The sequence below is a fragment of the Aeromicrobium sp. 10G20-16 genome (genome assembly GCF_055809665.1).
The window spans coordinates 2,983,780-3,010,128 of record NZ_CM147919.1; the positions used below are offsets into that span (position 1 = coordinate 2,983,780).

31 protein-coding genes are annotated in these 26,349 nt (G+C 69.1%); 26 read left to right on the forward strand and 5 right to left on the reverse strand.

Going from position 1 to position 26,349, the window contains the following annotated elements; translation table 11 throughout:
- Positions 1–92 precede the first annotated feature (92 nt).
- Positions 93–1,757: an arginine--tRNA ligase gene (argS, locus tag AC0L5F_RS15380; RefSeq protein WP_473314297.1), complete on the forward strand. Its 1,665-nt coding sequence runs from the start codon at positions 93–95 to the stop codon at positions 1,755–1,757.
- Between the two features lie 5 nt (positions 1,758–1,762).
- Positions 1,763–3,157 (forward strand): diaminopimelate decarboxylase, encoded by a 1,395-nt coding sequence (gene lysA / locus AC0L5F_RS15385; RefSeq protein ID WP_473314298.1) that lies wholly within the window; start codon positions 1,763–1,765, stop codon positions 3,155–3,157.
- 21 nt (positions 3,158–3,178) lie between these two features.
- Here lysA and AC0L5F_RS15390 read toward each other — a convergent pair whose 3' ends face one another.
- Together AC0L5F_RS15390 and soxR are read right to left on the reverse strand one after the other, a co-directional pair.
- A complete protein-coding gene (locus AC0L5F_RS15390) occupies positions 3,179–3,832 on the reverse strand; it encodes a histone deacetylase (RefSeq protein WP_473314299.1) in 654 nt (217 codons plus the stop codon).
- Complete coding sequence (soxR, locus tag AC0L5F_RS15395) at positions 3,825–4,280, reverse strand: redox-sensitive transcriptional activator SoxR (protein ID WP_473314300.1); 456 nt, start codon at positions 4,278–4,280, stop codon at positions 3,825–3,827. The genes AC0L5F_RS15390 and soxR overlap by 8 nt, the downstream gene beginning before the upstream one ends.
- A gap of 62 nt (positions 4,281–4,342) precedes the next feature.
- On the opposite strand from soxR, the gene AC0L5F_RS15400 reads away from it, so the two are divergent.
- Entirely contained in the window at positions 4,343–4,498 is a 156-nt protein-coding gene (locus AC0L5F_RS15400) for a hypothetical protein (RefSeq protein ID WP_473314301.1), read from the forward strand.
- A gap of 4 nt (positions 4,499–4,502) precedes the next feature.
- Here AC0L5F_RS15400 and AC0L5F_RS15405 read toward each other — a convergent pair whose 3' ends face one another.
- Together AC0L5F_RS15405 and AC0L5F_RS15410 are read right to left on the reverse strand one after the other, a co-directional pair.
- Positions 4,503–4,817: an AzlD domain-containing protein gene (locus tag AC0L5F_RS15405; protein WP_473314302.1), complete on the reverse strand. Its 315-nt coding sequence runs from the start codon at positions 4,815–4,817 to the stop codon at positions 4,503–4,505.
- Positions 4,814–5,512 carry an AzlC family ABC transporter permease gene (locus tag AC0L5F_RS15410; RefSeq protein ID WP_473314303.1) on the reverse strand — a complete coding sequence of 233 codons (699 nt, stop codon included), beginning with the start codon at positions 5,510–5,512 and terminating at the stop codon, positions 4,814–4,816. The genes AC0L5F_RS15405 and AC0L5F_RS15410 overlap by 4 nt, the downstream gene beginning before the upstream one ends.
- A gap of 56 nt (positions 5,513–5,568) precedes the next feature.
- Here AC0L5F_RS15410 and AC0L5F_RS15415 point away from each other — a divergent pair, with 56 nt between their 5' ends.
- From AC0L5F_RS15415 to AC0L5F_RS15525, 23 genes are all read left to right on the forward strand, one after another.
- A complete protein-coding gene (locus tag AC0L5F_RS15415) occupies positions 5,569–6,903 on the forward strand; it encodes a homoserine dehydrogenase (RefSeq protein WP_473314304.1) in 1,335 nt (444 codons plus the stop codon).
- A gap of 18 nt (positions 6,904–6,921) precedes the next feature.
- A complete protein-coding gene (gene thrC / locus AC0L5F_RS15420) occupies positions 6,922–7,986 on the forward strand; it encodes a threonine synthase (RefSeq protein ID WP_473314305.1) in 1,065 nt (354 codons plus the stop codon).
- Positions 7,983–8,858, forward strand: coding sequence for a homoserine kinase (thrB, locus tag AC0L5F_RS15425; RefSeq protein WP_473314306.1), 876 nt, complete (start codon positions 7,983–7,985; stop codon positions 8,856–8,858). The genes thrC and thrB overlap by 4 nt, the downstream gene beginning before the upstream one ends.
- A 175-nt stretch (positions 8,859–9,033) precedes the next feature.
- The gene (gene rho, locus AC0L5F_RS15430; RefSeq protein WP_473314307.1) at positions 9,034–10,812 is read left to right on the forward strand and encodes a transcription termination factor Rho; all 1,779 of its coding nucleotides are present in this window, start codon (positions 9,034–9,036) and stop codon (positions 10,810–10,812) included.
- A 21-nt stretch (positions 10,813–10,833) separates the two neighbouring features.
- A complete protein-coding gene (locus AC0L5F_RS15435) occupies positions 10,834–11,637 on the forward strand; it encodes an adenylate/guanylate cyclase domain-containing protein (protein ID WP_473314308.1) in 804 nt (267 codons plus the stop codon).
- Between the two features lie 60 nt (positions 11,638–11,697).
- Positions 11,698–12,180 (forward strand): glutathione peroxidase, encoded by a 483-nt coding sequence (locus tag AC0L5F_RS15440; RefSeq protein WP_473314309.1) that lies wholly within the window; start codon positions 11,698–11,700, stop codon positions 12,178–12,180.
- Between the two features lie 421 nt (positions 12,181–12,601).
- Entirely contained in the window at positions 12,602–12,811 is a 210-nt protein-coding gene (rpmE, locus tag AC0L5F_RS15445) for a 50S ribosomal protein L31 (protein WP_473314310.1), read from the forward strand.
- An 81-nt stretch (positions 12,812–12,892) separates the two neighbouring features.
- On the forward strand, positions 12,893–13,960 hold the full coding sequence (gene prfA / locus AC0L5F_RS15450; RefSeq protein WP_473314311.1) for a peptide chain release factor 1: 1,068 nt from the start codon (positions 12,893–12,895) through the stop codon (positions 13,958–13,960).
- Positions 13,957–14,805, forward strand: a complete 849-nt coding sequence (gene prmC, locus AC0L5F_RS15455; protein WP_473314313.1) for a peptide chain release factor N(5)-glutamine methyltransferase — start codon at positions 13,957–13,959, stop codon at positions 14,803–14,805. Before prfA ends, prmC begins: the two co-directional genes overlap by 4 nt.
- Positions 14,806–14,816: 11 nt before the next feature.
- A complete protein-coding gene (locus AC0L5F_RS15460; protein ID WP_473314314.1) occupies positions 14,817–15,308 on the forward strand; it encodes a VTT domain-containing protein in 492 nt (163 codons plus the stop codon).
- A 115-nt stretch (positions 15,309–15,423) separates the two neighbouring features.
- Positions 15,424–16,086, forward strand: a complete 663-nt coding sequence (locus AC0L5F_RS15465; protein WP_473314315.1) for an L-threonylcarbamoyladenylate synthase — start codon at positions 15,424–15,426, stop codon at positions 16,084–16,086.
- A complete protein-coding gene (locus AC0L5F_RS15470) occupies positions 16,086–17,207 on the forward strand; it encodes an MraY family glycosyltransferase (protein ID WP_473314316.1) in 1,122 nt (373 codons plus the stop codon). The genes AC0L5F_RS15465 and AC0L5F_RS15470 overlap by 1 nt, the downstream gene beginning before the upstream one ends.
- Positions 17,207–17,626, forward strand: a complete 420-nt coding sequence (locus tag AC0L5F_RS15475; protein WP_473314317.1) for a hypothetical protein — start codon at positions 17,207–17,209, stop codon at positions 17,624–17,626. Before AC0L5F_RS15470 ends, AC0L5F_RS15475 begins: the two co-directional genes overlap by 1 nt.
- A 417-nt stretch (positions 17,627–18,043) precedes the next feature.
- The gene (gene atpB, locus AC0L5F_RS15480) at positions 18,044–18,586 is read left to right on the forward strand and encodes a F0F1 ATP synthase subunit A (protein ID WP_473316205.1); all 543 of its coding nucleotides are present in this window, start codon (positions 18,044–18,046) and stop codon (positions 18,584–18,586) included.
- 92 nt (positions 18,587–18,678) lie between these two features.
- Complete coding sequence (locus AC0L5F_RS15485; RefSeq protein WP_473314318.1) at positions 18,679–18,897, forward strand: F0F1 ATP synthase subunit C; 219 nt, start codon at positions 18,679–18,681, stop codon at positions 18,895–18,897.
- A gap of 26 nt (positions 18,898–18,923) precedes the next feature.
- Positions 18,924–19,475, forward strand: a complete 552-nt coding sequence (locus AC0L5F_RS15490; protein ID WP_473314319.1) for a F0F1 ATP synthase subunit B — start codon at positions 18,924–18,926, stop codon at positions 19,473–19,475.
- On the forward strand, positions 19,475–20,287 hold the full coding sequence (locus AC0L5F_RS15495; RefSeq protein ID WP_473314320.1) for a F0F1 ATP synthase subunit delta: 813 nt from the start codon (positions 19,475–19,477) through the stop codon (positions 20,285–20,287). The genes AC0L5F_RS15490 and AC0L5F_RS15495 overlap by 1 nt, the downstream gene beginning before the upstream one ends.
- A gap of 34 nt (positions 20,288–20,321) precedes the next feature.
- Complete coding sequence (atpA, locus tag AC0L5F_RS15500) at positions 20,322–21,962, forward strand: F0F1 ATP synthase subunit alpha (protein WP_473314321.1); 1,641 nt, start codon at positions 20,322–20,324, stop codon at positions 21,960–21,962.
- Between the two features lie 3 nt (positions 21,963–21,965).
- Positions 21,966–22,910 (forward strand): F0F1 ATP synthase subunit gamma, encoded by a 945-nt coding sequence (locus AC0L5F_RS15505; RefSeq protein WP_473314322.1) that lies wholly within the window; start codon positions 21,966–21,968, stop codon positions 22,908–22,910.
- Positions 22,911–22,917: 7 nt separating this feature from the next.
- The gene (gene atpD / locus AC0L5F_RS15510; protein WP_473314323.1) at positions 22,918–24,369 is read left to right on the forward strand and encodes a F0F1 ATP synthase subunit beta; all 1,452 of its coding nucleotides are present in this window, start codon (positions 22,918–22,920) and stop codon (positions 24,367–24,369) included.
- On the forward strand, positions 24,366–24,737 hold the full coding sequence (locus AC0L5F_RS15515; RefSeq protein ID WP_473314324.1) for a F0F1 ATP synthase subunit epsilon: 372 nt from the start codon (positions 24,366–24,368) through the stop codon (positions 24,735–24,737). The genes atpD and AC0L5F_RS15515 overlap by 4 nt, the downstream gene beginning before the upstream one ends.
- Before the next feature lie 20 nt (positions 24,738–24,757).
- Positions 24,758–25,204 carry a DUF2550 domain-containing protein gene (locus AC0L5F_RS15520; protein WP_473314325.1) on the forward strand — a complete coding sequence of 149 codons (447 nt, stop codon included), beginning with the start codon at positions 24,758–24,760 and terminating at the stop codon, positions 25,202–25,204.
- 125 nt (positions 25,205–25,329) lie between these two features.
- A complete protein-coding gene (locus tag AC0L5F_RS15525; protein ID WP_473314326.1) occupies positions 25,330–25,515 on the forward strand; it encodes a hypothetical protein in 186 nt (61 codons plus the stop codon).
- A 238-nt stretch (positions 25,516–25,753) separates the two neighbouring features.
- On the opposite strand, the gene AC0L5F_RS15530 is transcribed toward AC0L5F_RS15525, so the two are convergent.
- A complete protein-coding gene (locus AC0L5F_RS15530) occupies positions 25,754–26,341 on the reverse strand; it encodes a cob(I)yrinic acid a,c-diamide adenosyltransferase (RefSeq protein ID WP_473314327.1) in 588 nt (195 codons plus the stop codon).
- Between the last annotated feature and the right edge of the window lie 8 nt (positions 26,342–26,349).

Sequence of the window (26,349 nt, forward strand, 5' to 3'; positions counted from 1 at the left end):
TCCGCGCTCCTCGACACGTCGCACGTGACGCTCGAAGAACTGCGCGACCCTGTGGGTCGTTCCACGTCCACACGCCCCGATACGCTGGGTCGGTGACCCCCGAACAGCTCTCCGCCGCGATCGTCGATGCCCTCACCGCGCTCGTCGACGCCGGGTCGGTGACGCTCCCGGACGGCGTGCCCGCGACCGTGGTCGTCGAGCGGCCGAAGGTCAAGGAGCATGGCGACTACGCCACCAACATCGCTCTCCAGCTCGGCAAGAAGGCCGGCATGAATCCGCGCGACTTCGCGCAGCTGCTCGCCGACCGTCTCGCCTCGTCCGACAGCATCGCGAGTGCCGAGATCGCCGGTCCGGGCTTCCTCAACATCCGGGTCGCCGCAGGTGCCCAGGGCGCGCTCGCCGGCCAGGTGGTCTCAGCCGGTGACGCCTACGGCCACGGTGACGCGCTCAGCGGGCAGAGGGTCAACCTGGAGTTCGTCAGCGCCAACCCCACCGGACCGATCCACATCGGCGGCGTGCGGTGGGCAGCCGTCGGCGACTCGCTCGGCCGCATCCTCACGGCCGCCGGCGCCGACGTCACCCGCGAGTACTACTTCAACGACCACGGCGTGCAGATCGACCGGTTCGCCCGCTCGCTGCTGGCCGCCGCCCGCCGCGAACAGGCCCCCGAGGACGGGTACGGGGGTCAGTACATCCACGACATCGCGGCCGACATCGTCGCCAAGGTGCCGGGCGCGGCCGAGCTGCCCGACGCCGAGGCGCTCGAGACCTTCCGCGCCCATGGCACCGAGCTGATGTTCGCCGAGATCAAGGCGAGCCTGCACGAGTTCGGTGTCGACTTCGACGTGTTCTTCCACGAGAACGACCTGCACGAGTCCGGTGCGGTCGACCGTGCGATCGCCCGTCTCGACGAGCTCGGCATGATGTACGACCGCGAGGGTGCCCGCTGGCTGCGCACGTCGGACTTCGGCGACGACAAGGACCGCGTGGTCATCAAGTCCGACGGCGAGCCCGCCTACATCTCCGGTGACCTCGCCTACTACCTCGACAAGCGCGAGCGCGGGTTCGATCGCTGCCTGATCATGCTCGGCGCCGACCACCACGGCTACGTCTCGCGCATGATGGCGATGTGCGCCGCGTTCGGCGACACCCCCCGGGTCAACCTCGAGCTGCTGATCGGCCAGCTGGTCAACCTGCTCAAGGACGGCGAGCCGCTGCGGATGAGCAAGCGCAACGGCACCGTGGTGTCGCTGGAGGATCTCGTCGACGCCATCGGTGTCGATGCCTCCCGCTACGCGCTGGCGCGCTACTCCACCGACACCTCGATCGACCTCGACCTCGACCTGTGGTCGAAGCAGACCAGCGACAACCCGGTGTTCTACGTCCAGTACGCCCACGCCCGGCTCAGCTCGATCCTGCGCAACGCTGCCGACCTCGGCATCGACGTCGATCCGGCGGGCTACGACCCGGCGCAGCTCGGCGCCGACCAGGAGGGTGCCCTGCTGCGTGCCCTGGCAGAGTTCCCGCGCATCGTCGCGCGGGCCGCCGATCTGCGTGAACCGCACCGGGTGGCTCGGTACCTGGAGGACACGGCGGCCGCCTTCCACAAGTTCTACGACGTGTGCCACGTGCTGCCCAAGGGCGACGAGGACGTCACCGACCTGCATCGAGCACGTCTGGTGCTGGTCGCCGCCACCCGGCAGGTCATCGCCAACGGGCTCGCCCTCCTGGGCGTGTCAGCACCAGAGCGGATGTGACGACGATGCGCTCCCACGAGGCAGGTGCCCTGCACGGCCAGTCCGGCGATCGCGGTCCCGCGTGGCTGAAGAGTCCTGACGACTCCAACCAGCTGGTGGACCACCTGTGGTCGCAGAACGTGTCCAAGGTCGACGGCGTGCTCACCGTCGCGGGGGAGTCGGTCGCCGACCTCGCGGCGGAGTTCGGCACCCCCACGTACGTCGTCGACGAGGACGACTTCCGCGCTCGCGCCCGGTCGTTCCGCGACGCGTTTCCCGACGCCGACGTCTACTACGCGGGCAAGGCCTTCCTGTGCGTCGCCACGGCGCGCTGGGTGGCCGAGGAGGGCCTGAAGCTCGACGTGTGCACCGGCGGCGAGCTGGCGGTCGCCCTGAAGGCGCAGTTCCCGACCGAGCACATTGCCCTGCACGGCAACAACAAGTCCGTCGCCGAGCTGCGCCGTGCGGTCGAGGCAGGTATCGGACGCATCATCATCGACTCGGTCGAGGAGATCGGCCGGCTGTCCGACATCGCCGCCGAGCTCGGTGTCACGGCCCGGGTGATGGTGCGCGTCACGGCCGGTGTCGAGGCGCACACGCACGAGTACATCTCCACCTCGCACGAGGACCAGAAGTTCGGCTTCTCCATCTCCGACGGCGCGGCTCTCGACGCCGTGCGCCGGGTGGTGGCCGCTCCGGGACTGGAGCTGCTGGGCCTTCACTCGCACATCGGCTCGCAGATCTTCGTGACCGACGGCTTCGAGGTCGCCGCACGCCGGGTGCTGCGCCTGCACGCCCAGATCATCGACGAGCTCGGCATCACGCCGCCGGAGTTCGACCTCGGCGGCGGTTTCGGCATCGCCTACACCACCCAGGACGACCCCTCCACCCCCGACGACCTCGCCCGCGGCATGCTCAAGATCGTCGACGACGAGTGCGCGGCCATGGGCATCGCCGTGCCGCAGCTGTCGATCGAGCCGGGGCGCGCCATCGCCGGTCCGTCCACGTTCACGCTGTACGAGGTGGGCACGGTCAAGTCGGTGGGGCTCGATGGTGGTGCCTCGCGGCGATACGTGTCGGTCGACGGCGGCATGAGCGACAACATCCGGCCCGCGTTGTACGGCGCCGACTACTCGTGCACGCTCGCGTCGCGCGTCTCCGACGCGCAGCCGGTGCTCAGCCGCGTGGTCGGCAAGCACTGCGAGTCCGGCGACATCGTGGTCAAGGACGAGTTCCTGCCCAGCGACGTCCGGGCCGGCGACCTGCTCGCCGTGCCCGGCACCGGTGCCTACTGCCGGTCACTGGCCAGCAACTACAACCACGTGCCACGTGCCGCCGTCGTCGCCGTCCGCGACGGCGAGGCCCGCCTCATCGTGCGCCGCGAGACCGAGGACGACCTCCTCGCCCTCGACCTCGGCTGAGATGCCCCAAATTTTGCGGGTTCAAGCACCGTTTCCGGGGGGCGATTCGGTGTCTGTGCCCGCAAAATTCGGTACCCGGGTCGACAGGTAGTGCGCGATCTGGTGGTCGGTCCAGTCGCGGGATTCCCGCAGGCCCTCGGCCAGGGTGGCGAGGTAGGCCGGTGACGGGGTCGTGTGGTCCGTCTCGTGGGCGCCGTGGGGGGACGTGAAGGTCAGCAGGGGTCGGCCGTCCAGCTCTCCGACGTCCACCAGCGTCTCGTAGACGCCCGGTCCGGTCGCGTGCCGCCCGTCGGGCAGGGGAGCGAGGACCAGGTCGGCCAAGGGGTCTGCCTCGACCGGGTCGCGGTACATCTCCTGGGCAGCGATGTCCGCGAACTGCTGCGCGGTCACGAGGTAGGCGCGAGCCGCGGTGAAGTCGGGGGCCAGGTGGTCGTAGAACGCCACGCCGCCGCCCCACTGGGGGGAGTCGCCCGCGAAGTACAAGGTGCCGGGCAGGTCGACGGCCACCGACCGCTTCGGGGGCGTGCTGTCGCGGGCCCCCGGGTTGGGCCGGCCTCCGCCCGGTGGCGTGCCACCCTCGAGGTAGCAGGCGAGCCGGGTCGACCACAGGTTCGACCCGTAGGAGACGTACCAGACGTGGCTGGGCCACGTGTGGTCTGCGTTCGGCTCAGCCATCGCCGGTCACCAGCAGGCGTCGCGGGCCGGGCCCCTCGGCCGCCAACGCGTCGTCAGGGTTGTTCAGCGAGCAGGAGCGCAACGACAGGCAGCCGCACCCGATGCACCCCGTGAGGTCCTCGCGCAGCCGCTGCAGCTGCTCGATCCGAGCCTCGAGGTCGTCCTGCCACCTGCGGCTCAGGCGGGCCCAGTCGGCCTTGGTCGGGGTGCGACCGTCCGGCAGGGTGGAAAGGGCGTCGGCGATGTCGCCCAACGAGATGCCGACGCGTTGCGAGACACGGATGAAGGCGATGCGCCGCAGCACGCTGCGCCGGTAGCGACGCTGGTTGCCGGCCGAGCGCGTGCTGGTGATCAGCCCTTGGCGCTCGTAGAAGTGCAGCGCCGAGACCGCGACGCCGGAGCGCGCCGACACCTCGGAGGGAGTCAGCTCGACGGGTTCACGGGGCATGTGACGACCGTAGTCTCTTCGCCGCTTGACCTCAACCATGGTTGAGGTTGTTGGCTCACGACATGAACGCTTTCGCTCGGTCGATCCTTCGCCGCCCGCACACCGTGACCTCGAGGTGCCGCACCTGCGCACGCGACCTGCGCCGCCGGCGCGACGCCGCCGTCAGAGCCCGCCAGTCGATGCAGATCGACGCGGGGTGGTGGCGTCACGTGCGCTGACGAGTCACGTCACCGCGCGCAGGACGGCCGTGACGGCTGCGGCCACGATGACGGCGAGCAGCGGAGAGCCCTTGCGCCACGAGATGATCGCGGCCGCGGCGACTCCGACCGTGGAGGCACCGACGGCCAGGTTCTTGCCGTCGGCGAAGACGCTCGTGGCGACCAGGGCGGCGAGCACGGCCGGAGCGGTCAGCACGATGACCCCGGCGAATCGAGGCGGAATCGGACGGCCTCCCAGCACGACCGGTCCGAAGGCCTTGATCGAGGCCGTGGTGACGGCGACGCCCAGGATCGTCCACCACACGAGGTGCGCGCTCACGAGGCTCGCCTCCGCAGGCCCCATGTCGCGGCGAGGCTGGCGACGAGGATGGGCACGCCGGCAGGCGTGAACGGGACCAGGGTCAGCGCGATCGCGGCACCTGCCAGGGCGACGCCGATCCGGTCACGATCGCGCAGCTCGGGGATCAGGATCGCCACGAAGAACGCCGGATAGATAGCGTCGAGCCCAAAGCGGTCCAGATCGCCGATGAGGTCGCCGCCGAAGGCGCCGACGATCGTCCCGAGCTGCCACGTCACGAACTGGGGCGCGGTGGTGCCGAACAGCTTCCAGCGGTCGAACGTGCCGTCGGGCCGCACGGCCACCGCCCACGACGAGTCGACCACTGCCTGTCCTTGCGCGGCTCGCTTCAACGGTCCGCCCGGCAGCGACGGTGCGAGCGCTGCGCCCATCGGCAGGAACCGCGAGTTCATCAGCGATGCGGCGGCCACTGCAGCGAACGGGTTGCCACCGGCGGCGAGGATCGCGGTGGAGGCGAACTGGGCCGAACCGGCGAACACGACCAGCGACATGACGATGGCCGCCCAGGGGCCGAATCCGACGTCGCGCGCCAGCACGCCGAACGACAGCGACAGCAGTCCGCTGGCCACGGCGAAGGGCATGCCGATCCGGAGTCCCTCACGAAAGGACGAGCGGGGGTCGGGCGAGTCCACGTTCTCGGCATCGGGACTGACCACGTCTCAGGATCGCAGACGGCCGTCCGGCCACGCGGCGGGGCCGATACCCTTGCCCGGTGAGCCACTCGTCGTTGGAATCTGGGCCGTGGGAACCCGGCCGCCCCCTCCGCATCGCCCTGCTGGGCTGCGGAGTCGTCGGCACCCAGGTCGCCCGCCTGCTCACCCGTGATGCCGACGAGCTCGGCGCTCGCATCGGTGCGCCCGTCGAGCTGGTCGGCATCGCCGTACGTCGTCTGGGCCGCGACCGAGACCTCGACGTGCCGGCCGAGCTGTTCACCACCGACGCCGAGGCGCTGGTGTCCCGCGGCGACATCGACGTGGTGGTCGAGGTCATCGGCGGCATCGAGCCCGCTCGCCGGCTGATCCTCTCCGCCCTCGAGCACGGGGCCTCGGTGGTCACCGCCAACAAGGCGCTGCTGGCCGAGGACGGTGCCACCCTGTACGAGGCCGCCGAGAAGGCCGAGCGTGACCTGTACTTCGAAGCGGCGGTCGCCGGTGCGATCCCGATCGTCCGGCCGCTGCGCGAGTCGCTGGCCGGCGACTCGGTGCAGCGTGTCATCGGCATCGTCAACGGCACCACCAACTTCATCCTCGACGCGATGACCACCTCCGGCCAGGGCTTCAGCGACGCGCTCGACGAGGCCCAGCGCCTCGGGTACGCCGAGGCAGATCCGACTGCGGACATCGAGGGATTCGACGCCGCGGCCAAGGCCGCGATCCTCGCCGAGCTGGCGTTCCACACCCGGGTGACCATCGACGACGTCCATCGCGAGGGCATCGCCGACGTCACGGCGGCCGACATCCGTTCCGCGGACGACATGGGGTGCGTCGTCAAGCACCTGGCCATCTGCGAGAAGCGCGACACCCCCGACGGTCCTGCCGTGTCGGCGCGCGTGCACCCGGCGATGATCGACAAGAACCATCCGCTGGCCAGCGTCCGAGGCGCTTACAACGCCGTGTTCGTGGTGAGCGAGTCGGCCGGGGAGCTGATGTTCTATGGCCCCGGAGCCGGCGGCTCTCCCACCGCCAGTGCCGTGCTGGGCGACGTCGTCTCGGTGGCACGCAACCGTCGCAGCGGCGTGTTCGGGCCGGGAGAGTCCACCCACGCCCGCCTCGAGGTGCTCGACATGGGCAGCGCGCGCACTCGGTACCACATCTCCATCGACGTCGACGACCGCGCGGGGGTGCTGGCCCAGGTGGCCGGCCAGTTCGCCGAGTTCGACGTCTCGATCCGCACGGTGCGCCAGGAGGGCAGCGGGTCCGACGCCCAGCTGGTCATCGTCACGCACGAGGCCGACGACGCGGCGCTGGCCGCCACCGTCGCCTCGCTGCGCAATCTCGACATGGTCCGCGACGTCAGCTCGGTGCTGCGGGTCGAGGGAGGCATCTGATGCCCAAGACGGAGGTCGTTGATCATGGCTAGCCCGTGGCGTGGAGTGATCCACGAGTACCGCGACCGTCTGCCCGCGATCCAGAACGTCATCACCCTGGGCGAGGGCGGCACCCCGTTGATCCACTCGCCGTGGCTGTCCAACGTCGTCCACGGCGACGTGTGGCTCAAGGTCGAGGGTGACAACCCCACCGGCTCGTTCAAGGATCGAGGCATGACCGCCGCGATCTCCGCGGCCGTCGACGAGGGCGCCAAGGCCGTGGTCTGTGCCTCCACCGGCAACACCTCGGCCTCGATGACCGCCTACGCGGCGCGTGCAGGACTCACGCCGATCGTGCTGGTGCCGCACGGGCGCATCGCGGCGGGCAAGATGGCCCAGGCCGTCATGCACGGTGCCGAGGTCATTCAGGTGCGCGGCAACTTCGACGACTGTCTCGACATCTCGCGGGCGCTCGCCAAGGAGTACCCCGTCGCCCTTGTCAACTCGGTCAACCCGATGCGGCTGCAGGGTCAGAAGACGGCGTCGTTCGAGATCGTCGACCAGCTCGGCGACGCCCCTGACCTGCACGTCCTGCCGGTGGGCAACGCCGGCAACATCTCGGCGTACTGGCTGGGCTTCACCGAGTACCACCGCGAGGGCCCGGCCACCCGCACCCCGACCATGTGGGGCTTCCAGGCCGAGGGCGCCGCGCCGCTGGTCCATGGTTCTCCGGTCGCGCACCCCGAGACGGTCGCGACCGCCATCCGCATCGGCAACCCGGCCTCCTGGACGCTGGCCGAGCAGGCTCGCGACGAGTCCGGCGGCCGCATCGCAGCGGTCAGCGACGCCCAGATCCTGTCGGCCCAGCGCGAGATCGCCCGCCGTGAGGGCACCTTCGTCGAGCCGGCGTCGGCGGCCGGCGTCGCCGGGTTGCTGGCTGCGGCCGCGGCAGGCGACGTCGAGTCCGGCCTGCGCATCACCGTCACCGTCACGGGCCACGGCCTCAAGGACACCGAGACGGCGCTCAGCGGCATCGAGTCGATCGTCGACTCGGTGATCGACGCCGACGTGCTCGCCGCGGCTGCCGCCGCGGGCCTGGCATGACCTTCGTCGACCACCCCGTCACGGTGCGGGTGCCGGCGTCGAGCGCCAATCTCGGACCAGGGTTCGACGCCTTCGGTCTCGCCTTGACCCTGTACGACGAGATCACGGCAGAAGTGATCGCCGACGGACTCGAGATCGACGTGATCGGCGAGGGTTCGGGCTCTGTCCCGCTGGACGACACCCACCTGGTGCTGCAGGCGATGAACGCGGCGTTCGACCTGATGGCCGAGCGCCCCGACGGCCTGCGCATCACCTGCCGCAACGCGATCCCGCACGGACGCGGTCTCGGGTCGTCGGCGGCGGCCATCGTCGGCGGTATCGCCGTGGCGCGGGCGCTCGTCGTCGGCAGCGAGGATCGCTTCGACGACGGCGCAGCCTTCCAGCTGGCGGTCGACATCGAGGGCCATCCGGACAACGTCGCGGCCGCCCAGCACGGAGGGCTGACCATCGCCTGGATCGACGGTGCGGCGGCGGCCGTCGAGCGCCTCGACGTGTCCACCCAGGTCACCGTGTTCGTGCCGGGCGAGGCCGTGTCGACCGAGCGGGCGCGCGGGCTCCTGCCGGAGTCGGTGTCGCATCGAGACGCCTCGTTCAATGCCGGGCGCGCAGCGTTGCTGATCGCGGCCCTGACCGGCGCGCCGCACCGGCTGATCTCGGCCACCGAGGACCGGCTGCACCAGCAGTACCGCGCCGATGCGATGCCCGGCTCGTACCAGCTGGTGCGGGCGTTGCGGGTCGAGGGTGTGCCGGCGGTCATCTCCGGCGCGGGGCCCACAGTGCTGGTCTTCGCCAGGGATGTCGCCGACCGCGCCCCCACGGGTTGGGTGGCGCACGAGCTCGACGTGGACCTGCGCGGCGTCGTCGCCGTGTGAGCGGCGCGGCGCGGCCACGGGCCGACCGCGTTCGGGTGTTACAGTGGCGATGCCGGAGTTGAGATGCATCTCCCCGGCGATCGCCATGTTCATCGGCCCGTCCATGACGGGCCAGCCCATTCATCGTGACCGGATCATCCGGCACAGGCTCATGGCCACACGCGAAGGAACACACGTGACTGAAACCCCCACGACCGACACCGCGGCAGCGCCCAAGAAGTCGTCCGGCGGCCTCGGCGGCAAGGTGCTCGCCGAGCTGCAGCAGATCGCCGCCGATCTCGGCATCGACGGCACCTCCATGCGCAAGGGCGCCCTGATCGACGCCATCAAGCAGGCACGCGGCGACGCGCCGGCGGCGCCCAAGGTGCAGACCGACGCGCCCCAGAAGGAGCCGGCGGCGAAGAAGGACGACGCCTCGGCCGAGGAGTCCACGGCAGCCGAGAAGAAGTCGTCGCGCGCGCCGCGGCAGGACAAGCCGGAGCAGAAGGCCGACACGTCCGCCGACGAGGCGCGGGCCGACGACCAGGGCGACAAGAACGACAAGAGCGACAAGAACGACAAGAACGAGGGCGGCAACAACGGTGGCCGCAACCGCAACCGCAACCGCCAGGACAACAACGGCGGGAACGACGGTGGCAACAACGGCGGGCGCAACCAGGGCAACGGCGGCAACCAGGGCAAGGAGACCCAGGGCAACGCGAACAACGGTGGCCAGAACCGCCAGCAGAACAACGACGACGACGATCAGGACGGCAACGGCCGCCGACGCAACCGTCGTGGACGCAACCGCAACAACCGCGGCATGGAGGCGGAGCCCACGTACAGCGAGGACGACGTGCTGGTGCCCGCCGCCGGCATCCTGGACATCCTCGACAACTACGCGTTCGTTCGCACCACGGGCTACCTGCCCAGCGAGAACGACGTCTACGTGTCGCTGTCGATGGTGCGCAAGTGGAACCTTCGCCGCGGTGACGCGGTCACCGGTCAGGTGCGTCAGCCTCGCGAGGGCGAGCGCAAGGAGAAGTTCAACCCGATGGTCAAGATCGAGACCGTCAACGGCATGTCGCTGGAGGACTCCTCCAAGCGCGTCGACTTCTCCAAGCTGACCCCGGTGTACCCCTCGGAGCGTCTGCGCCTCGAAGGTGCCGCCGGCGGACTGACCGGACGCCTGGTCGACCTCGTCTCGCCGATCGGCAAGGGCCAGCGTGGCCTGATCGTCTCGCCGCCCAAGGCGGGCAAGACGATGGTGATGCAGCAGATCGCCAACGCGATCACCGAGAACAACCCCGAGTGCCACCTGATGATCGTCCTGGTCGACGAGCGTCCCGAGGAGGTCACCGACTTCCAGCGCACCGTCAAGGGCGAGGTCATCGCGTCGACGTTCGATCGTCCGGCCACCGACCACACCACCGTCGCCGAGCTGGCCATCGAGCGGGCCAAGCGTCTGGTCGAGCTGGGCCACGACGTCGTCGTGCTGCTCGACGGCATCACCCGCCTCGGCCGCGCCTACAACCTGGCCGCGCCGGGCTCGGGTCGGGTCATGTCCGGTGGCGTCGACTCGTCCGCGCTGCACCCGCCGAAGAAGTTCTTCGGTGCCGCTCGCAACATCGAGGACGGCGGCTCGCTGACCATCCTCGCGACGGCGCTCGTCGAGACCGGGTCCCGGGTCGACGAGGTCATCCTCGAGGAGTTCAAGGGCACCGAGAACTGGGAGCTGCGGCTGCGTCGCGAGCTCGCCGACAAGCGGATCTTCCCGGCCATCGACGTCGCCGCGTCGAGCACCCGCCGTGAGGCCGATCTGATGGGCGCCGCCGAGCTGGCCGCGACCACCAAGCTGCGTCGCGACGTCGCGGGCGCGGACGCCCAGAAGGCGCTGGAGACGGTTCTCGAGGGGTTGGCCAAGACGGCGACCAACACCGAGTTCCTCTCGCAGAGCTCACCCGCCGCCGGCTGACCCCGGCACAGGTATCGGACCATGACAGCAGGATGGATCGTGGCGGTGGTCGAAGCCGCCATGATCCTCCTGCTGGTCGTGCTCTGGCAGGTCGGGGCTGCGCGCCGGCGGAAGCTGCAGCACCGGGTCCGTGAGCTCGAGCGGGGTCGTCGTCGACGCCGCTCGGTGCTGTCCCCGGAGGGTGCGGTCAAGGCCGTCTGGGAGACCGCCTCGCTCGTGCGCGACAAGGGTGTCGGCGGAGCATTCCGGTCGTCGATCAGCGACATCGCGAACTGGGCCCAGGTCCAGCGGCCCGACCTCGTGCGCCTGGCCGGCGACGACGGCTGCGTGGCGATCCTGTTCTCCGACATCGAGGGCTCGACGGCGTTGAACGACTCGCTCGGCGATCGCGGATTCGTGCGGGTGCTCTCGCAGCACAACGCGCTCGTGACCAAGCAGGTCGGCCGCCACCACGGGCACGTGATCAAGACCCAGGGCGACGGCTTCATGATCGCCTTCGCCGAGGCCGACCAGGCGGTCCGGTGCGCGGTCGACATCGAGCGCGCCCTGGCCAAGCGGCGTGCCAAGCCGCGGATCGCGGTGCGCATCGGGATCCACTACGGGTCCGCCGTGCATCGCGACAACGACATCTTCGGGCGGAACGTGGCACTGGCTGCGCGCGTCGCCGGGCTCGCGGAGGGCGGGCAGGTGCTGGTCAGCGGCGAGGTGATCGACCAGATCGCCGAGGACGACGAGCTCGACCTGATGTTGACCGACCCCGAGGTGGTCAGCCTGCGTGGGCTCTCCGGGGAGCAGGTCGTCGCGGTCGTCGACTGGGCGGAGTAGGTGCTCGGAGCGACGCTGTTTGGAATGGTCGGTCGCGATGAGCACCCCTAGGATCGACGCATGACGACTGCATACGACTTCTCCGCCACCGCCATCGACGGGGCCGAGCGCCAGCTGGCCGACTACCGGGGCAAGGTCCTGCTGGTGGTCAACACCGCGACCGCCTGCGGCTTCACCCCGCAGCTCGAAGGGCTCGAGAAGGTCTACGAGACCTACGTCGACCGCGGACTGGTGGTGCTGGGCTTCCCGTGCGACCAGTTCGGTGGACAGAACCCCGAGGACGCCGAGGGCACCGCGGCCTTCTGCACGAAGAACTACGGTGTCACGTTCCCGATGTTCTCCGAGATCGAGGTCAACGGCGACGGCGCGCACCCGCTGTACCAGTGGCTGAAGGCCGAGAAGGGTGGCGTCGGACCGAGCAAGATCAAGTGGAACTTCACCAAGTTCCTGATCGACACCGAGGGCAACGTGGTCAAGCGCTACGGCTCGACCACCAAGCCCGAGAAGATCGCCAAGGACATCGAGAAGCTGCTCCCGGCCTGAGGCGGTCGAGGCGCGGCCACCGCGAGTCGTTCGGCTGTGTTCGCCTCGCTGCGCTCACGGTCGCTTCGCTCCCTGGCGAACGGACACTCACTGCTCGCCAGGGAGGCCGCTTGCGGCCGACCGTGCCCTTCGCTTCGCTCACGCTTCGCTAGGGACCGGGAGCGCCAGCGACCGAGGCGCGGCCACCGCGAGCCGGTCGGCTGTGTTCGCCTCGCTGCGCTCACGGTCGCTCCGCTCCCTGGCGAACGGACCCTGCTCGCGTGCCCTTCGCTCCCTGGCGAACGGCTGGTGGGGGAGGACGGTGGGGAATATTCGGTCGGTCGATTTTGCTCTAGTACCTGTCAACTGGCACCATTCATCCTTGGCTCTGGTTCACGGACCGCAACCGCGAGATCCGACCCAGCGGCCGCGAGAGGACATCATGCAGAAGAACATCCACCCGAACTACGTGGAGACCCAGGTCACGTGCACCTGTGGCAACAGCTTCACGACCCGCAGCACCTCCGAGGAGGGCACCCTCCGCGCCGACGTGTGCTCGGCCTGCCATCCCTTCTACACCGGCAAGCAGAAGATCCTCGACACCGGTGGACGCGTGGCCCGCTTCGAGAAGCGGTACGCCAAGAAGTCCTAGCGACCTTCCAGCGCCGGCCACACCCCACGGGGTGAGGCCGGCGTTGTCGTCTGTCACCACCCTCACGAGACCGGAGCCACCATGTTCGAAGCCGTCGAGACGCTCGTCGACGAGCACGCCGAGCTCGAGCAGCGGATGGCCGATCCGGCGGTGCACTCCGATCCGGCGATGGCCAAGAAGGTCGGCCAGCGGTATGCCGAGCTGAGCGCGGTGGTCCGCACCTACCACGAGTGGCAGCAGTGCCAGGAGGACGTCGTCGCTGCCCGCGAGCTGGAGATGGACGACGAGGTCGCCGAGCTCGAGCGGCGCATCCCTGAGCTGGAGGAGCGTCTGCAGCATCTCCTGGTGCCGCGCGACCCCGCCGACGGCAAGGACATCCTGCTGGAGATCAAGGGCGGCGAGGGCGGCGAGGAGTCGGCCCTGTTCGCCGGCGACCTGCAGCGCATGTATGCCCGATTCGCCGAGCAGCACGGCTGGACGACCGAGATCCTCGACTCCAACGAGTCGGCGCTGGGTGGCTTCAAGTCCGTCACCATGGCCGTGAAGGCCAAGGGAACGCCCGAGCCGGGTGAGGCCCCGTACGCCAAGCTGAAGTTCGAGGGCGGCGTGCACCGGGTGCAGCGTGTGCCCGTGACCGAGTCGCAGGGCCGCATCCACACGTCGGCAGCCGGCGTGCTCGTGCTGCCCGAGGTCGAGGACATCGACGTCGAGATCAACGACAACGACCTGCGCATCGACGTGTACCGCTCGTCCGGTCCCGGCGGGCAGAGCGTCAACACCACCGACTCCGCGGTGCGCATCACCCATGTCCCGACCGGCATCGTGGCCAGCTGCCAGAACGAGAAGAGCCAGCTGCAGAACCGCGAGCAGGCCATGCGCATCCTGCGGTCACGGCTGTACGACGCCGCCCAGGCTGCTGCCGACGCCGAGGCTGCCGACGTGCGCAAGAGCCAGGTCCGCACCGTCGACCGCTCCGAGCGGGTGCGCACCTACAACTTCCCCGAGAACCGGCTCTCGGACCACCGCACCGGCTTCAAGGCGTACAACCTCGACCAGGTCATGAACGGTGCGCTCGACGACGTGATCGCCTCGTTGGTGGAGGCGGACCTCGCCGAGCGGCTCGACCAGATCGAGCGGCCGGAGCAGTGACGCGCGTCCGCACGCAGTCCGAGCGGCTGCTCGACGACGCGATCGCGACGCTGGAACACGGCGGTGTGGCCTCTCCGGTCGCCGATGCGGAGTGGTTGCTCAGCCACGTGCTCGGCGTGCCCCGTGCCATGCTGCGCCGCGCGCCGGTCGACGCGACGCAGAAGGCCGCCTATCTGGAGCTGGTCGATGCCCGTGCGCGCCGGTTCCCCCTGCAGCACCTGACCGGAAGCGCCGCCTTCCGGTACGTCGACGTGGAGGTCGGGGCAGGCGTGTTCGTCCCGCGCCCCGAGACCGAGCTGCTCGCCGGCTGGGCCATCGAGCATGCCGCTGCCCTCTCCGAGCCGGTGGTGGTTGAGCTCTGCGCCGGATCCGGCGCCATCTCGCTGTCGATCGTGCACGAGGTTCCGCAGGCCAGGGTGCACGCCGTCGAGCTCGACCCGCCTGCCGTCGAGTGGGCGCAGCGCAACCTCGCGGGCACCGGCGTCGACCTCCGCGAGGGCGACATGGCCGAGGCCTTCCACGACCTCGACGGCACCGTCGACGTCGTCGTCGCCAACCCGCCGTACATCCCGCTGGACGCCTGGGAGTCCGTCGCTCCCGAGGCGCGCGACCACGACCCCTCCTTGGCCCTGTGGGCCGGTGACGACGGACTGGACGCCATGCGGGTCGTCGAGCAGGTCGCGTGGCGGCTGCTCAAGCCCGGGGGAGTGGTGGGCGCCGAGCACGCAGACGCGCAGGGTGAGTCCGCGCCGGCCGTCTTCTCCTCACGCTGGTCCGACGTCCGTGACCATCGCGACCTCGCCGACCGGCCACGGTTCGTGACCGCCTCCCGCCCCGCCCATTAGAGTCACGCGTCATGGGCGGCGATCTGGCGTTGTACGGGACCGCCGTGGCCGTGGGGCTCGGCGCCGCCTTCTTGCCGGTCTTCGTCAACTCCGAGGTCTACGTCGTCGCGATCGGCGCCACGGTTGACAACCGGGTCACACTGGTGCTGCTGATCGTGGTGCACGTCATCGCCATCACGATCGGCAAGGCAGCCATCTTCCAGCTGGCCCGCAAGGGCACCCGCAAGATCCGCTCGGTCGAGCGCCGACCGCCGCGCAATCGCTTCTTCCTGTGGATCCGCTCGGTCAACGACCGGCTGCTGGGCCTGCTCGACCGGCCGTACGCCGGCGGACTCACGGCGTTCGCGTCGTCCTTGACCGGCATCCCGCCGCTGGCGATCGTCACCCTGCTGGCAGGGGCCTCCAAGCAGCCGCAGTGGCTGTTCCTCACGATGGTCTTCGTGGGACGGCTGATCCAGTTCCTGGCCCTCGCGTTCCTGCTGCACCAGATCAGCTGGTTCTGATGACTCGCCCATGGGCCGAGCGAGTGCAACGAGCGACGGCGAAGCGTGCGGGCGAAGCCCGCCTGGCAGGAGGAACGAGCGCCAGGGCGGCGACGAAGGAGCCGCACGCTCTACGATGACCAACGTGCTCTTCGACTGCCGCGACGACGCCTCCTTCGACGAGGGCCTGCTGAAGGCTCAGCACGCGCTCGAGGAGGGCGAGCTGGTGGTGCTGCCCACCGACACGGTCTACGGCGTCGCCGCCGACGCCTTCTCGCCGCAGGCGGTCCAACGCCTGCTCGACGCCAAGGGGCGCGGTCGTCAGATGCCGCCGCCGGTGCTGGTGGGCGCCCCGACCACGCTGGACGCACTGGCCGTGGACATCCCCGGCTGGCTGAGGTCTGCGGTCGAGCAGCTGTGGCCCGGCCCGCTGACGGTCATCTGCCACCAGCAGCCGTCGCTGACCTGGGACCTCGGCGAGACCCACAACACCGTCGCGGTGCGCATGCCGAACGACCCCGTCGCCCTCGCGCTGCTCAAGCAGACCGGGCCGCTGGCGGTGAGCAGCGCCAACACCACCGGTGACCCGGCCGCCACCACGGTGCAGGAGGCCCAGGACATGCTCGGCGACTCGGTATCGGTGTACCTCGACGGCGGACCGGTCACGTCCGGCCGGCCGTCGACGATCCTCGACGCCACCGGCAGCTCGCCACGCATCCTGCGCGCCGGCTCCATCGGTCTGGACGTGCTGCACGAGTTCAACAACACCATCGAAGGTCCCGACGGAAGCAGCGGCTAGTGCGCGAGTACCTCGTCGTCGTCGGCATCGCGCTGGGCGTCACCTACCTGCTGGCCTCGATCGCGCGGGTTTCCGCCCACCACCTCGGAGCCGTGGCGCGGGTCCGCGATCGCGACGTCCACGCGGTGCCCACGCCGTACTTCGGCGGCCCGGCCATGCTCGGCGGCCTGCTCGCGGCCTACCTCGCGGCCACCCACCTGCCGTTCCTGTCGTTGGCCGACGAGTCGGTCTTCGACCCGGTGCGCGGAGTGCTGCTCGGTGGCGCGGTCATCTGCCTGGTGGGCGTCATCGACGACCTGTACGAGCTCGATGCGCTGAGCAAGTTCGCCGGCCAGGTGCTGGCGAGCATCCTCGTGGTCACCCAGGGCGTGCAGTTCGTGTACCTGCCGCTGTACGGCAACTACCTGGGCCTGGACCGTGCACAGGCCACCATCTTCACCGTCGTGCTGATCGTCGGCACCGCCAACGCGGTCAACTTCGTCGACGGGCTCGACGGACTCGCTGCCGGCATGGTCGGCATCGGCGCGGTCGCCTTCTTCGCCTACGCGTTCATCCTCGCGGTCGAGAACGGTGAGACCCGAGCGATCGCAGCGGCCCTGCTCACCGCGTCACTCGCCGGGGCGTGCCTGGGGATCCTGCCGCACAACTTCTTCCCGGCCCGCATGTTCATCGGTGACTCCGGCTCGATGCTGATCGGCTTCGTCCTGGCCTGCTCGTCGATCAGTCTCACCGGCCAGTTCCCGGCCACGAGCCTGACCGAGGGCATCGGCGGCGCCGAGGTCACCTTCCTGCCGGCCCTGCTGCCGCTGATCCTGCCGTTCACGATCCTGCTCGTGCCGTTCGCCGACCTGGGGCTGGCCGTCGTGCGTCGCACGCGCGCCGGCCGATCGCCGTTCAGCCCCGACAAGATGCACATCCACCACCGCCTGCTCGAGATCGGGCACTCCCACCGCCGCGCCGTGCTGCTGATGTACGCCGCGGCGGGCCTGGTGGCGTTCGGCAGCGTGGTCATCAGCCTGTTCAGCGGGTGGCAGTCGATCGCCGGGTTCGGTGTCCTGGCCCTGCTCACCGCGGCCGCGGTGTTCCTGCTGCCGAAGCTGGATGAAAAGATCTGGTCCTGATGTCCTTCACCTCGCGCTCCTCCCTGATGTCCATCGTCGCGCCCATCGCTGTCCTGACCGTGGTGTGCGCCGTCGCGGCGGCGCTGCTGGTCGGCGCCGGCGGCGCACTCGGTGCCGTCCTCGGCGGCCTGGTGGTCGTGCTCTTCCTGGGGTCCACACCCGTGGTGCTCGAGCCGATCGTCAAGGCCAGCCCGCAGCTCTCGCTCGGCGTGGCGGTGCTGTTCTTCGGCACCAAGGCGGCGGCGGCGGCCATCGCGCTGATCCTGCTGTTCGACGTCGGCGGAATGGCGCAGCACGTCGACGCGGGGTCCTTCGGCGTCACCGCCGCCATCGTCTCCGTCGCCTGGACGCTGCTGCAGATTCGGGCCTTCCGCACCCGGCGGGTTCCTACCTATGACCTGCGTAACAAGGATGCGTGAGTGGCTGGTAACCTCGGCATCAGCGACGAGCGAGAGGGGCCCGGATCCATCGGGCGCGCCTGGTTCTCGCACAGTGACGCTGGCCGTTTTGCCGGATCGCCGACCACCCGAAAAACCGGGCGTCGACCGCGCCATGAGACAAAGGTGACCGAGTGAGCTTCGCCTCGACCACGTTCTGGGCTGCCGATGGGCCTCCCAGCCCAGGTCCTGCCGACTTCAACCTGCCGGCGATCTTCCCGTGGGGGGACATGGACGGTGGCGTCACCAAGCCCATGGTGCTGGTGGCCCTGTCGGCGCTGATCATCGTCGCGCTGTTCTACCGCATGGCCAAGCCCGCCGCGGTCGTCCCGGGTCGTCTGCAGTTCGCCGGCGAGCTGCGTCTACGGCTTCGTCCGCAACGGCATCGCCCGCGAGAACATCGGCTCCAAGGAGTTCAAGCCGTTCGTCCCGTTCCTGTTCACGATCTTCCTGTTCGTGCTGGTCAACAACTTCTACGGCCTGATCCCGCTGTTCCAGTTCCCGACGATGTCGCACATCGGCTACCCGATGGCGTTGGCGATCCTCAGCTGGCTGCTCTACAACGGCGCGGGCATCAAGAAGAAGGGCTTCGTCGGCTACCTCAAGCACGAGACCGTGCCTGGCGGCATGAAGGGCCCGATCCTGCTGCTGCTGGTGCCGCTGGAGTTCCTGTCCAACATCTTGCTGCGCCCCATCACGCTGACGCTGCGTCTGTTCGCCACGATGTTCGCCGGCCACCTGCTGCTCATCCTGTTCGCCCTCGGCGCGGAGTTCCTGCTCCTGCACTCCGAGAACGCCCTGCGCTACCCGGCCGGCATCGCCTCGGCGCTGCTGTTCTTCGCCATCAGCTTCCTGGAGATCCTCGTGATGTTCCTCCAGGCGTATGTGTTCACGCTGCTCACGTCGATGTACGTCGGCGAGGCGCTCGCGGACGAGCACTAGAAACACCCCACACGGGGACACCCCACAACTTCATCCCGACCAGCACGACCCATCGACGCGGGACACTCCGCGTCACAACGAAAGGAAATGCCGTGGGAGGCACCGCAAACATGATCGGCCTCGGCCTGGCCGCGATTGGCCCCGGTATCGGCGTCGGTCTCATCTTCGCCGCGTTCGTCACCGGAGTCGCTCGTCAGCCCGAGGCTGAGGGCAAGCTGCGCCAGATCGCCATCTTGGGCTTCGTGCTCGCCGAGCAGTTCTTCATCATCGGTCTGGCTCTGGCGTTCGTGCTCAAGGCCAGCAACACCTGATTCGTACACCGACAGAAGGCACACACATGATCGCGACCCTGTATGTGGCGGCCGACGAGGCCGTGGAGGGTGAGGAGCTCAATCCCCTCATCCCGCACCTCGCCGAGATCGTCCTCAGTGCGCTCGTCTTCGGCCTGATCTTCTTCCTGCTGAAGAAGTTCGTCATCCCGATGTTCGAGAAGGCCTACGCCGAGCGCACGGCTGCCATCGAAGGTGGCATCGAGGACGCCCAGAAGGCACAGAAGGAGGCCGACGCGGCGCTGGAGAAGTACACCGCCCAGCTCGCCGACGCACGCCACGAGGCCGCGGCCATCCGCGAGGAGGCCAAGGAGCAGGGTGCGCAGATCATCGCCGAGGCCCGGGCCCAGGCCCAGGCCGAGGCGGAGCGGATCACCACCACGGCGCACGCGCAGATCGAGGCCGAGCGGTCGCAGGTCATCGCACAGCTGCGTGGCGAGGTCGGTTCGCTGGCCACCGATCTGGCCGGGCGCATCGTGGGCGAGTCCCTCGATGACGACGATCGCCAGAAGCGCACGGTGGAGCGGTTCATCGCTGAGCTGGAGGGGTCGGCCAACTGATGCAGCACCAGATGCGCGGTGTCTCGGCGAAGTCCCTCGCCGAGGTGCTCGCGACCGTCGAGGCGGTCGAGAAGCCGGGCGGCGACCTGTCGGCCGAGCTCTTCGCCGCTGTCGCCGCGATCGATGGCGCCCCGGCGTTGCGGCGGGTCCTCACCGACCCGTCCACCGACACCAGCGCCAAGCAGGGGCTGGTCGAGAACGTCTTCGGTGCCACCTACGGCGCTGACGCCGTGACGGTCCTGCAGTCGGCGACCGCCGGCCGCTGGGCCTCGCCGCGTGACTTCACCGACGGTCTCGAGACGGCCGGGGTCACCGCCCAGGTCGTCGCTGCCGACGCGGCCGGTGAGCTCGACGCACTGGAGACCGAGCTGTTCGAGATCGAGCGTGCGGTGCACGCCGACGACGAGGTGCGCGGGATCATCGCCGATCGCACCGTTCCGGCGAAGGCCAAGGCATCGCTGCTGACCGACCTGCTCAGCGGCAAGGTCTCGGCCTCGGCCCTGGCCCTCACCGTGCAGGCTGCCGCGACCCGACGCGGCTCGTTCGAGCGCACGCTGTCCGAGTTCGGCGACACCGCCGCTGCCCGGCGCAACCGGTTGCTCGCCGAGGTGCGGGTCGCCTATGAGCTCGGCGAGTCCGAGAAGTCCCGTCTCGCAGCAGCGCTCACCGCCAAGTACGGCAGCGACGTCCACCTCAACATCGTCGTCGACCCCTCGGTCGTCGGAGGCATCTCGGTCTCCGTCGGTGACGAGGTCGTCGACGGCACCATGTCCACTCGCCTCGAGGCTGCCCGCCGGCAGCTTGCAGGCTGAAGCGTTTTCCCAACCAGGCAGAAGGCAGACACAAATGGCCGACCTCACGATCAGCCCGGACGACATCCGCGGCGCCCTGCAGAAGTTCGTCACCGAGTACAAGCCCGACGCGGCCTCGACCGAAGAGGTCGGCATCGTCGCCGAGGCCGGTGACGGCATCGCCCGTGTCGAGGGCCTGCCCTCGGCCATGGCCAACGAGCTGCTCGAGTTCGAGGACGGCACGCTCGGCCTCGCCCTGAACCTCGACGTCCGCGAGATCGGCGTCGTCATCCTGGGTGACTTCTCCGGCATCGAGGAGGGCCAGCAGGTCCGCCGCACCGGCGAGGTCCTCTCGGTCCCCGTCGGTGACAACTACCTCGGCCGCGTCGTCGACCCGCTGGGCAACCCGATCGACGGACTCGGCGAGATCGAGACCGACAAGCGTCGTGCGCTGGAGCTGCAGGCCCCGAACGTCATGCAGCGCAAGAGCGTGCACGAGCCGATGATGACCGGCCTGAAGTCGATCGACTCGCTCACCCCGATCGGCCGTGGCCAGCGCCAGCTGATCATCGGTGACCGCCAGACCGGCAAGACCGCCATCGCGATCGACACGATCATCAACCAGAAGCAGAACTGGGAGTCCGGCGACCCGGACAAGCAGGTGCGCTGCATCTACGTCGCGATCGGCCAGAAGGGTTCGACCATCGCCGGCGTGCGTGGCGCACTGGAGGAGTCCGGCGCACTGGAGTACACCACCATCGTCGCGGCCCCCGCGTCCGACTCGGCCGGCTTCAAGTACCTCGCCCCGTACACCGGCTCGGCCATCGGCCAGGAGTGGATGTACAACGGCAAGCACGTCCTCATCGTGTTCGACGACCTGTCCAAGCAGGCCGACGCCTACCGCGCCGTGTCGCTGCTGCTGCGTCGCCCGCCGGGCCGCGAGGCCTACCCCGGCGACGTGTTCTACCTGCACTCGCGGCTGCTCGAGCGCTGCGCCAAGCTCAGCGACGACCTCGGCGCCGGCTCGATGACCGGTCTGCCGATCGTCGAGACCAAGGCCAACGACGTCTCGGCGTTCATCCCGACCAACGTCATCTCGATCACCGACGGTCAGATCTTCTTGCAGTCCGACCTGTTCAACGCCAACCAGCGTCCCGCGGTCGACGTCGGCATCTCGGTCTCGCGCGTCGGCGGTGCGGCCATGCAGAAGTCGATGAAGGCCGTCACCGGTTCGCTCAAGGTCGAGCTGGCGCAGTACCGCGCCATGGAGGCGTTCGCCATGTTCGCCTCCGACCTCGACGCAGCCTCCAAGCAGCAGCTGGCCCGCGGTCAGCGCATCATGGAGCTGTTCAAGCAGGGTCAGTACGCGCCGTTCCCCGTCGAGGACCAGGTCGTCTCGATCTGGGCCGCGTCCACGGCCAAGCTCGACCCCGTCCCGGTCGAGGACATCAGCCGCTTCGAGTCCGAGTTCCTCGACTACCTCAAGCGCTCGCACGGCGGCATCCTCGATGCCATCCGTGAGTCCGGGAAGTTCGAGGACGACAACGCGCAGGCGCTCGAGGGTGCCTACGAGTCGTTCACCGATCAGTTCGAGACCTCGGAGGGCGGCTCGATCAAGGCCGGCCACGAGGAGCACGAGGCCCTTGCCGACGAGGACGTCGAGCAGGAGCAGATCGTCAAGCAGAAGCGAGGCTGACACATGGCAGCGTCGGTACGAGAGCTACGCGCGAAGATCAGGTCGACCCAGGCGACCAAGAAGATCACGCGCGCCATGGAGCTGATCGCCGCGTCGCGCATCATCAAGGCGCAGCAGCGAGCGGCGGCGGCAGCGCCGTACGCCCGCGAGCTGACGCGCGCCGTCTCCGCGGTGGCGACGTTCTCCAACGTCGACCATCCGTTGACGCGGGAGAAGGAGAACGCCACCAGGGCGGCGGTGCTGGTCATCTCCAGCGACCGTGGTCTGGCCGGTTCGTACTCCTCGGCCGTGCTCAAGGAGGCTGAGCGACTCGTCGAGAAGCTCAAGAACGAGGGCAAGGACGTCGAGCTGTACCTCTCGGGCCGCAAGGCCGAGGCGTACTACAACTTCCGCCAGCGCGAGTTCGTGAAGTCGTGGACCGGATTCTCCGACAAGCCGGAGTACTCCGACGCCCGCGAGATCGGCAACACGTTGGTGGACGCCTTCAACATCGACACCGAGACGGGCCTGGACATCGACGGCGAGCCGGCCGACATCGACCGTGCGGTCGACGAGCTGCACGTCGTGTTCACCCGGTTCAGGTCCATGCTGACCCAGGAGCCGGACGTCATCCGGTTGCTGCCGCTCGAGGTCGTCGAGGGCACCGAGGTTCCGGACACCAACGAGGTCCTGCCGCTGTACGAGTTCGAGCCGTCGGCCACCGACGTGCTCGACGCGTTGCTGCCCAAGTACGTGCACAGCCGCATCTACTACTGCCTCCTGCAGGCGTCGGCCTCCGAGCTCGCCGCCCGTCAGAAGGCCATGAAGTCGGCGACCGACAACGCCGAAGAGCTGATCCAGAAGTACACCCGTACTGCCAACCAGGCCCGCCAGGCGGGTATCACCCAGGAAATCAGCGAGATCGTGGGCGGCGCCAATGCGCTGGCCGACGCGACCGCTGGGGAGTGAGAGAGACATGACTGCCACCATCGACGAGAAGACCACCGGCAGCACCACGGGCCGGGTGGCTCGGGTCATCGGCCCGGTGCTCGACATCGAGTTCCCCGCCGACCAGATCCCCGACATGTACAACGCGTTGACGGTCGACACCACCATCGACGGTGTCACCGAGACGCTGACCCTCGAGGTCGCGCTCCACATCGGTGACGGCCTGGTTCGCGCGATCAGCCTGCGCCCGACCGACGGCATCGTCCGCGGCGCCACGGTCACCGACACCGGCGGACCCATCATGGTCCCGGTCGGCGACCAGACGCTCGGCAAGGTGTTCAACACCACCGGCGACGTGATGAACCTCGCCGAGGGCGAGACCTGGGAGGTCACCGAGCGCCGCGGCATCCACGCCAAGGCCCCCGCGTTCGACCAGCTCGAGTCCAAGACCGAGATGTTCCAGACCGGCATCAAGGTCATCGACCTGCTGACGCCGTACGTGCAGGGCGGAAAGATCGGCCTGTTCGGCGGTGCCGGCGTCGGCAAGACCGTGCTGATCCAGGAGATGATCGCCCGTGTGGCCCGCGACCACGGTGGCGTGTCGGTGTTCGCCGGTGTCGGCGAGCGCACCCGCGAGGGCAACGACCTCATCGCCGAGATGGAGGAGGCCGGCGTCCTCGGACAGACCGCCCTCGTCTTCGGTCAGATGGACGAGCCGCCGGGAGCGCGCCTGCGCGTCGCCCTGTCGGCCCTCACGATGGCCGAGTACTTCCGCGACGTGCAGAACCAGGACGTCTTGTTGTTCATCGACAACATCTTCCGGTTCACGCAGGCCGGTTCCGAGGTCTCCACGCTGCTGGGTCGCATGCCGTCGGCCGTGGGATACCAGCCCACGCTGGCCGACGAGATGGGCGTCCTGCAGGAGCGCATCACCTCGACCCGTGGTCACTCCATCACCTCGTTGCAGGCCATCTACGTGCCCGCCGACGACTACACCGACCCGGCGCCGGCCACCACGTTCGCGCACCTGGACGCCACCACCGAGCTGAACCGTGAGATCGCCTCCATGGGCATCTACCCGGCCGTCGACCCGCTGACCTCCACGTCGCGCATCCTCGACCCGCGGTACATCTCCAACGAGCACTACACGACCGCCAACCGGGTCAAGAGCATCCTGCAGCGCAACAAGGAGCTGCAGGACATCATCGCGATCCTCGGTGTCGACGAGCTCAGCGAGGAGGACAAGACGCTGGTGTCCCGCGCACGTCGCATCCAGCGCTTCTTGTCCCAGAACACCTACGTGGCCAAGCAGTTCACCGGCATCGAGGGCTCGACGGTCTCCATCGACGAGACCATCGACGGCTTCACCAAGATCTGCGACGGCGACTACGACCACGTGGCCGAGCAGGCCTTCTTCATGTGCGGTGGCCTCGAGGACGTCGACAAGAAGTGGGACGAGATCCAGAAGGGCCTCAAGTGACCCTGCAGATCGAGCTCGTCGCCGCCGACCGCGTGGTGTGGTCGGGGCAGGCCCGCGAGGTCAGCGCGCGCACGGTCGACGGCGACCTGGGCGTGCTGACCGGGCACGCGCCGCTGCTGTCGTTGCTCGTCCCCGGTGTCGTGGTCATCCACGCCACCGAGGGCGAGCTGGTGCGTGCGGCGGTGGCTGAGGGCTTCCTGTCCGTGGCCAACGACCACGTCTCGATCCTCAGCGAGGAGATCTTCCTCGAGGCCGAGATCGACGAGTCGGCGCTCCAGCACGAGATCGACACGGCGCGCGCGGCAGAGGACCACGATGCCGTGCTGCGCGCCGAGGCCAAGTTCCGTACCGTCGGCAAGGCGTCCTGACGACCTGAGGGGGTTCGACCGTGCCGCTGTGGTGGTGGTTGATCGACTCCCTCGCGCTCGTCGTCGCGCTCGCGGTCCTGCTGGTCGTCTGGTTCGTCGTCCGCCGGCGGCTGATCACCCGCGGTTCCAGCGGCACGTTCGAGATGAGCACCAACCGCGACGTCGAGCCCGGACTGGGCTGGATGCTCGGGTTCGCCGTGTACCGCGACGCCGAGCTCTGCTGGTACCGGACCTTCTCCCTGTGGCCGGGACCGCGCTACCGCTTCGCACGCGGCACCGTGCTGATCGAGGGCCGGCGCCTGCCGGTGGGCACCGAGAATCATGCCGTGCACGGGGGTCACGTCATCGTCGACACCAAGAACGAGTGCGGCGTGCGCCAGTTCGCCATGAGCGCCAACGCCCTCACGGGGCTGTTGTCGTGGCTCGAGTCGTCGCCACCGGGGCAGCGCGTCAACAACGTGCTGTAGGTCGTTGTGGAGGTAACTCCAGGTGACGACACGTCGTGGCCCGAATTGACTAATTCTCATTGACCGCGGGCCCGCGGTCAGAGACAATCAGGGTGAGGTCATCCCCCTAGCCAAAGAGGTCTCTCGTGTTCATCAAGCGTCTTGCGGCGGCAGCAGCTGTCTCCGTCATCTCCGTCGTGGGCATCGCCCCGGCAGCCACCGCAGCACCCAAGTCGTCCGATCCGGTCGTGAAGACGACCATCGCCAAGCCGACCAAGCCGGCCAAGGCCATCGACTGGGACGCCCCGCAGCGGATGATCGACTGGGACTGATCCCAGACTGATCCACCAGGACCGCCCACCCCTCGGGGTGGGCGGTCCTGTCATGTCAGGACCAGCGCATCTAGCGCTCGCCGCTGTGCTGGTCTGCGGCTCGCTGGCGCTCGCCGCTGTGCTGGTCTGCGGCTCGCTGGCGCTCGCCGCTGTGCTGCATGTGCGGCTCGCTAGCGCTCGCCGCTGTGCTGCATGTGCGGCTCGCTAGCGCTCGCCGCTGTGCTGCATGTACGGCTCGCTAGCGCTCGCCGCCGGGCACCCAGAGGATGTCGCCGTCTGCGCGATTGGCGTGGCGCCCCAGGATGAACAGCAGATCGCTGAGGCGGTTGAGGTACCGCGCCGTGAGAGGGTTCATCGTGTCGCCGTGCTCGGCCAGGGCTGCCCAGGCGGCTCGCTCGGCCCGGCGGGTGACCGTGCAGGCCACGTGGATGGCCGCGGCCGCCGGGGTGCCGCCGCGCAGGATGAACGACCGCAGCTTGGGCAGCTGCTCGTTGTAGTGGTCGCACCAGCCCTCGAGCCGGTCGACGTAGTCCTGCTCGACGCGCAGCGGGGGGAACTCCGGGTCCTCCACGATGGGGCACGACAGGTCCGCGCCCACGTCGAACAGGTCGTTCTGGACGTGAGTGAGCACTCGCGCGACGTCGTCGTCGATGCTCCCGGCGAACTGACGGCCGAGGGCGAGGGCCATGCCGATCTGCGCGTTGGCCTCGTCGACGTCGGCGTAGGCCTGCAGTCGCAGGTCCAGCTTCGACGTCTCGCTCATGTCGCCGAGACGGGTCGTGCCGGCGTCGCCGGTGCGCGTGTAGATACGGGTCAGGTTCACCATGGCCCTGA

What these genes read in the sequence shown, in the direction of transcription:
- AC0L5F_RS15490 (WP_473314319.1), top strand. Translation starts at nt 18,924, where the DNA reads ATGATCGCGACCCTGTATGTGGCGGCCGACGAGGCCGTGGAGGGTGAG.
- AC0L5F_RS15475 (WP_473314317.1), top strand. Translation starts at nt 17,207, where the DNA reads ATGTCCTTCACCTCGCGCTCCTCCCTGATGTCCATCGTCGCGCCCATC.
- AC0L5F_RS15530 (WP_473314327.1), bottom strand. Translation starts at nt 26,341, where the DNA reads ATGGTGAACCTGACCCGTATCTACACGCGCACCGGCGACGCCGGCACG.
- AC0L5F_RS15505 (WP_473314322.1), top strand. Translation starts at nt 21,966, where the DNA reads ATGGCAGCGTCGGTACGAGAGCTACGCGCGAAGATCAGGTCGACCCAG.
- rpmE (WP_473314310.1), top strand. Translation starts at nt 12,602, where the DNA reads ATGCAGAAGAACATCCACCCGAACTACGTGGAGACCCAGGTCACGTGC.
- AC0L5F_RS15460 (WP_473314314.1), top strand. Translation starts at nt 14,817, where the DNA reads ATGGGCGGCGATCTGGCGTTGTACGGGACCGCCGTGGCCGTGGGGCTC.
- AC0L5F_RS15440 (WP_473314309.1), top strand. Translation starts at nt 11,698, where the DNA reads ATGACGACTGCATACGACTTCTCCGCCACCGCCATCGACGGGGCCGAG.
- AC0L5F_RS15495 (WP_473314320.1), top strand. Translation starts at nt 19,475, where the DNA reads ATGCAGCACCAGATGCGCGGTGTCTCGGCGAAGTCCCTCGCCGAGGTG.
- soxR (WP_473314300.1), bottom strand. Translation starts at nt 4,280, where the DNA reads ATGCCCCGTGAACCCGTCGAGCTGACTCCCTCCGAGGTGTCGGCGCGC.
- thrB (WP_473314306.1), top strand. Translation starts at nt 7,983, where the DNA reads ATGACCTTCGTCGACCACCCCGTCACGGTGCGGGTGCCGGCGTCGAGC.
- atpD (WP_473314323.1), top strand. Translation starts at nt 22,918, where the DNA reads ATGACTGCCACCATCGACGAGAAGACCACCGGCAGCACCACGGGCCGG.
- prfA (WP_473314311.1), top strand. Translation starts at nt 12,893, where the DNA reads ATGTTCGAAGCCGTCGAGACGCTCGTCGACGAGCACGCCGAGCTCGAG.
- atpA (WP_473314321.1), top strand. Translation starts at nt 20,322, where the DNA reads ATGGCCGACCTCACGATCAGCCCGGACGACATCCGCGGCGCCCTGCAG.
- lysA (WP_473314298.1), top strand. Translation starts at nt 1,763, where the DNA reads ATGCGCTCCCACGAGGCAGGTGCCCTGCACGGCCAGTCCGGCGATCGC.
- AC0L5F_RS15390 (WP_473314299.1), bottom strand. Translation starts at nt 3,832, where the DNA reads ATGGCTGAGCCGAACGCAGACCACACGTGGCCCAGCCACGTCTGGTAC.
- AC0L5F_RS15465 (WP_473314315.1), top strand. Translation starts at nt 15,424, where the DNA reads ATGACCAACGTGCTCTTCGACTGCCGCGACGACGCCTCCTTCGACGAG.
- AC0L5F_RS15435 (WP_473314308.1), top strand. Translation starts at nt 10,834, where the DNA reads ATGACAGCAGGATGGATCGTGGCGGTGGTCGAAGCCGCCATGATCCTC.
- AC0L5F_RS15400 (WP_473314301.1), top strand. Translation starts at nt 4,343, where the DNA reads ATGAACGCTTTCGCTCGGTCGATCCTTCGCCGCCCGCACACCGTGACC.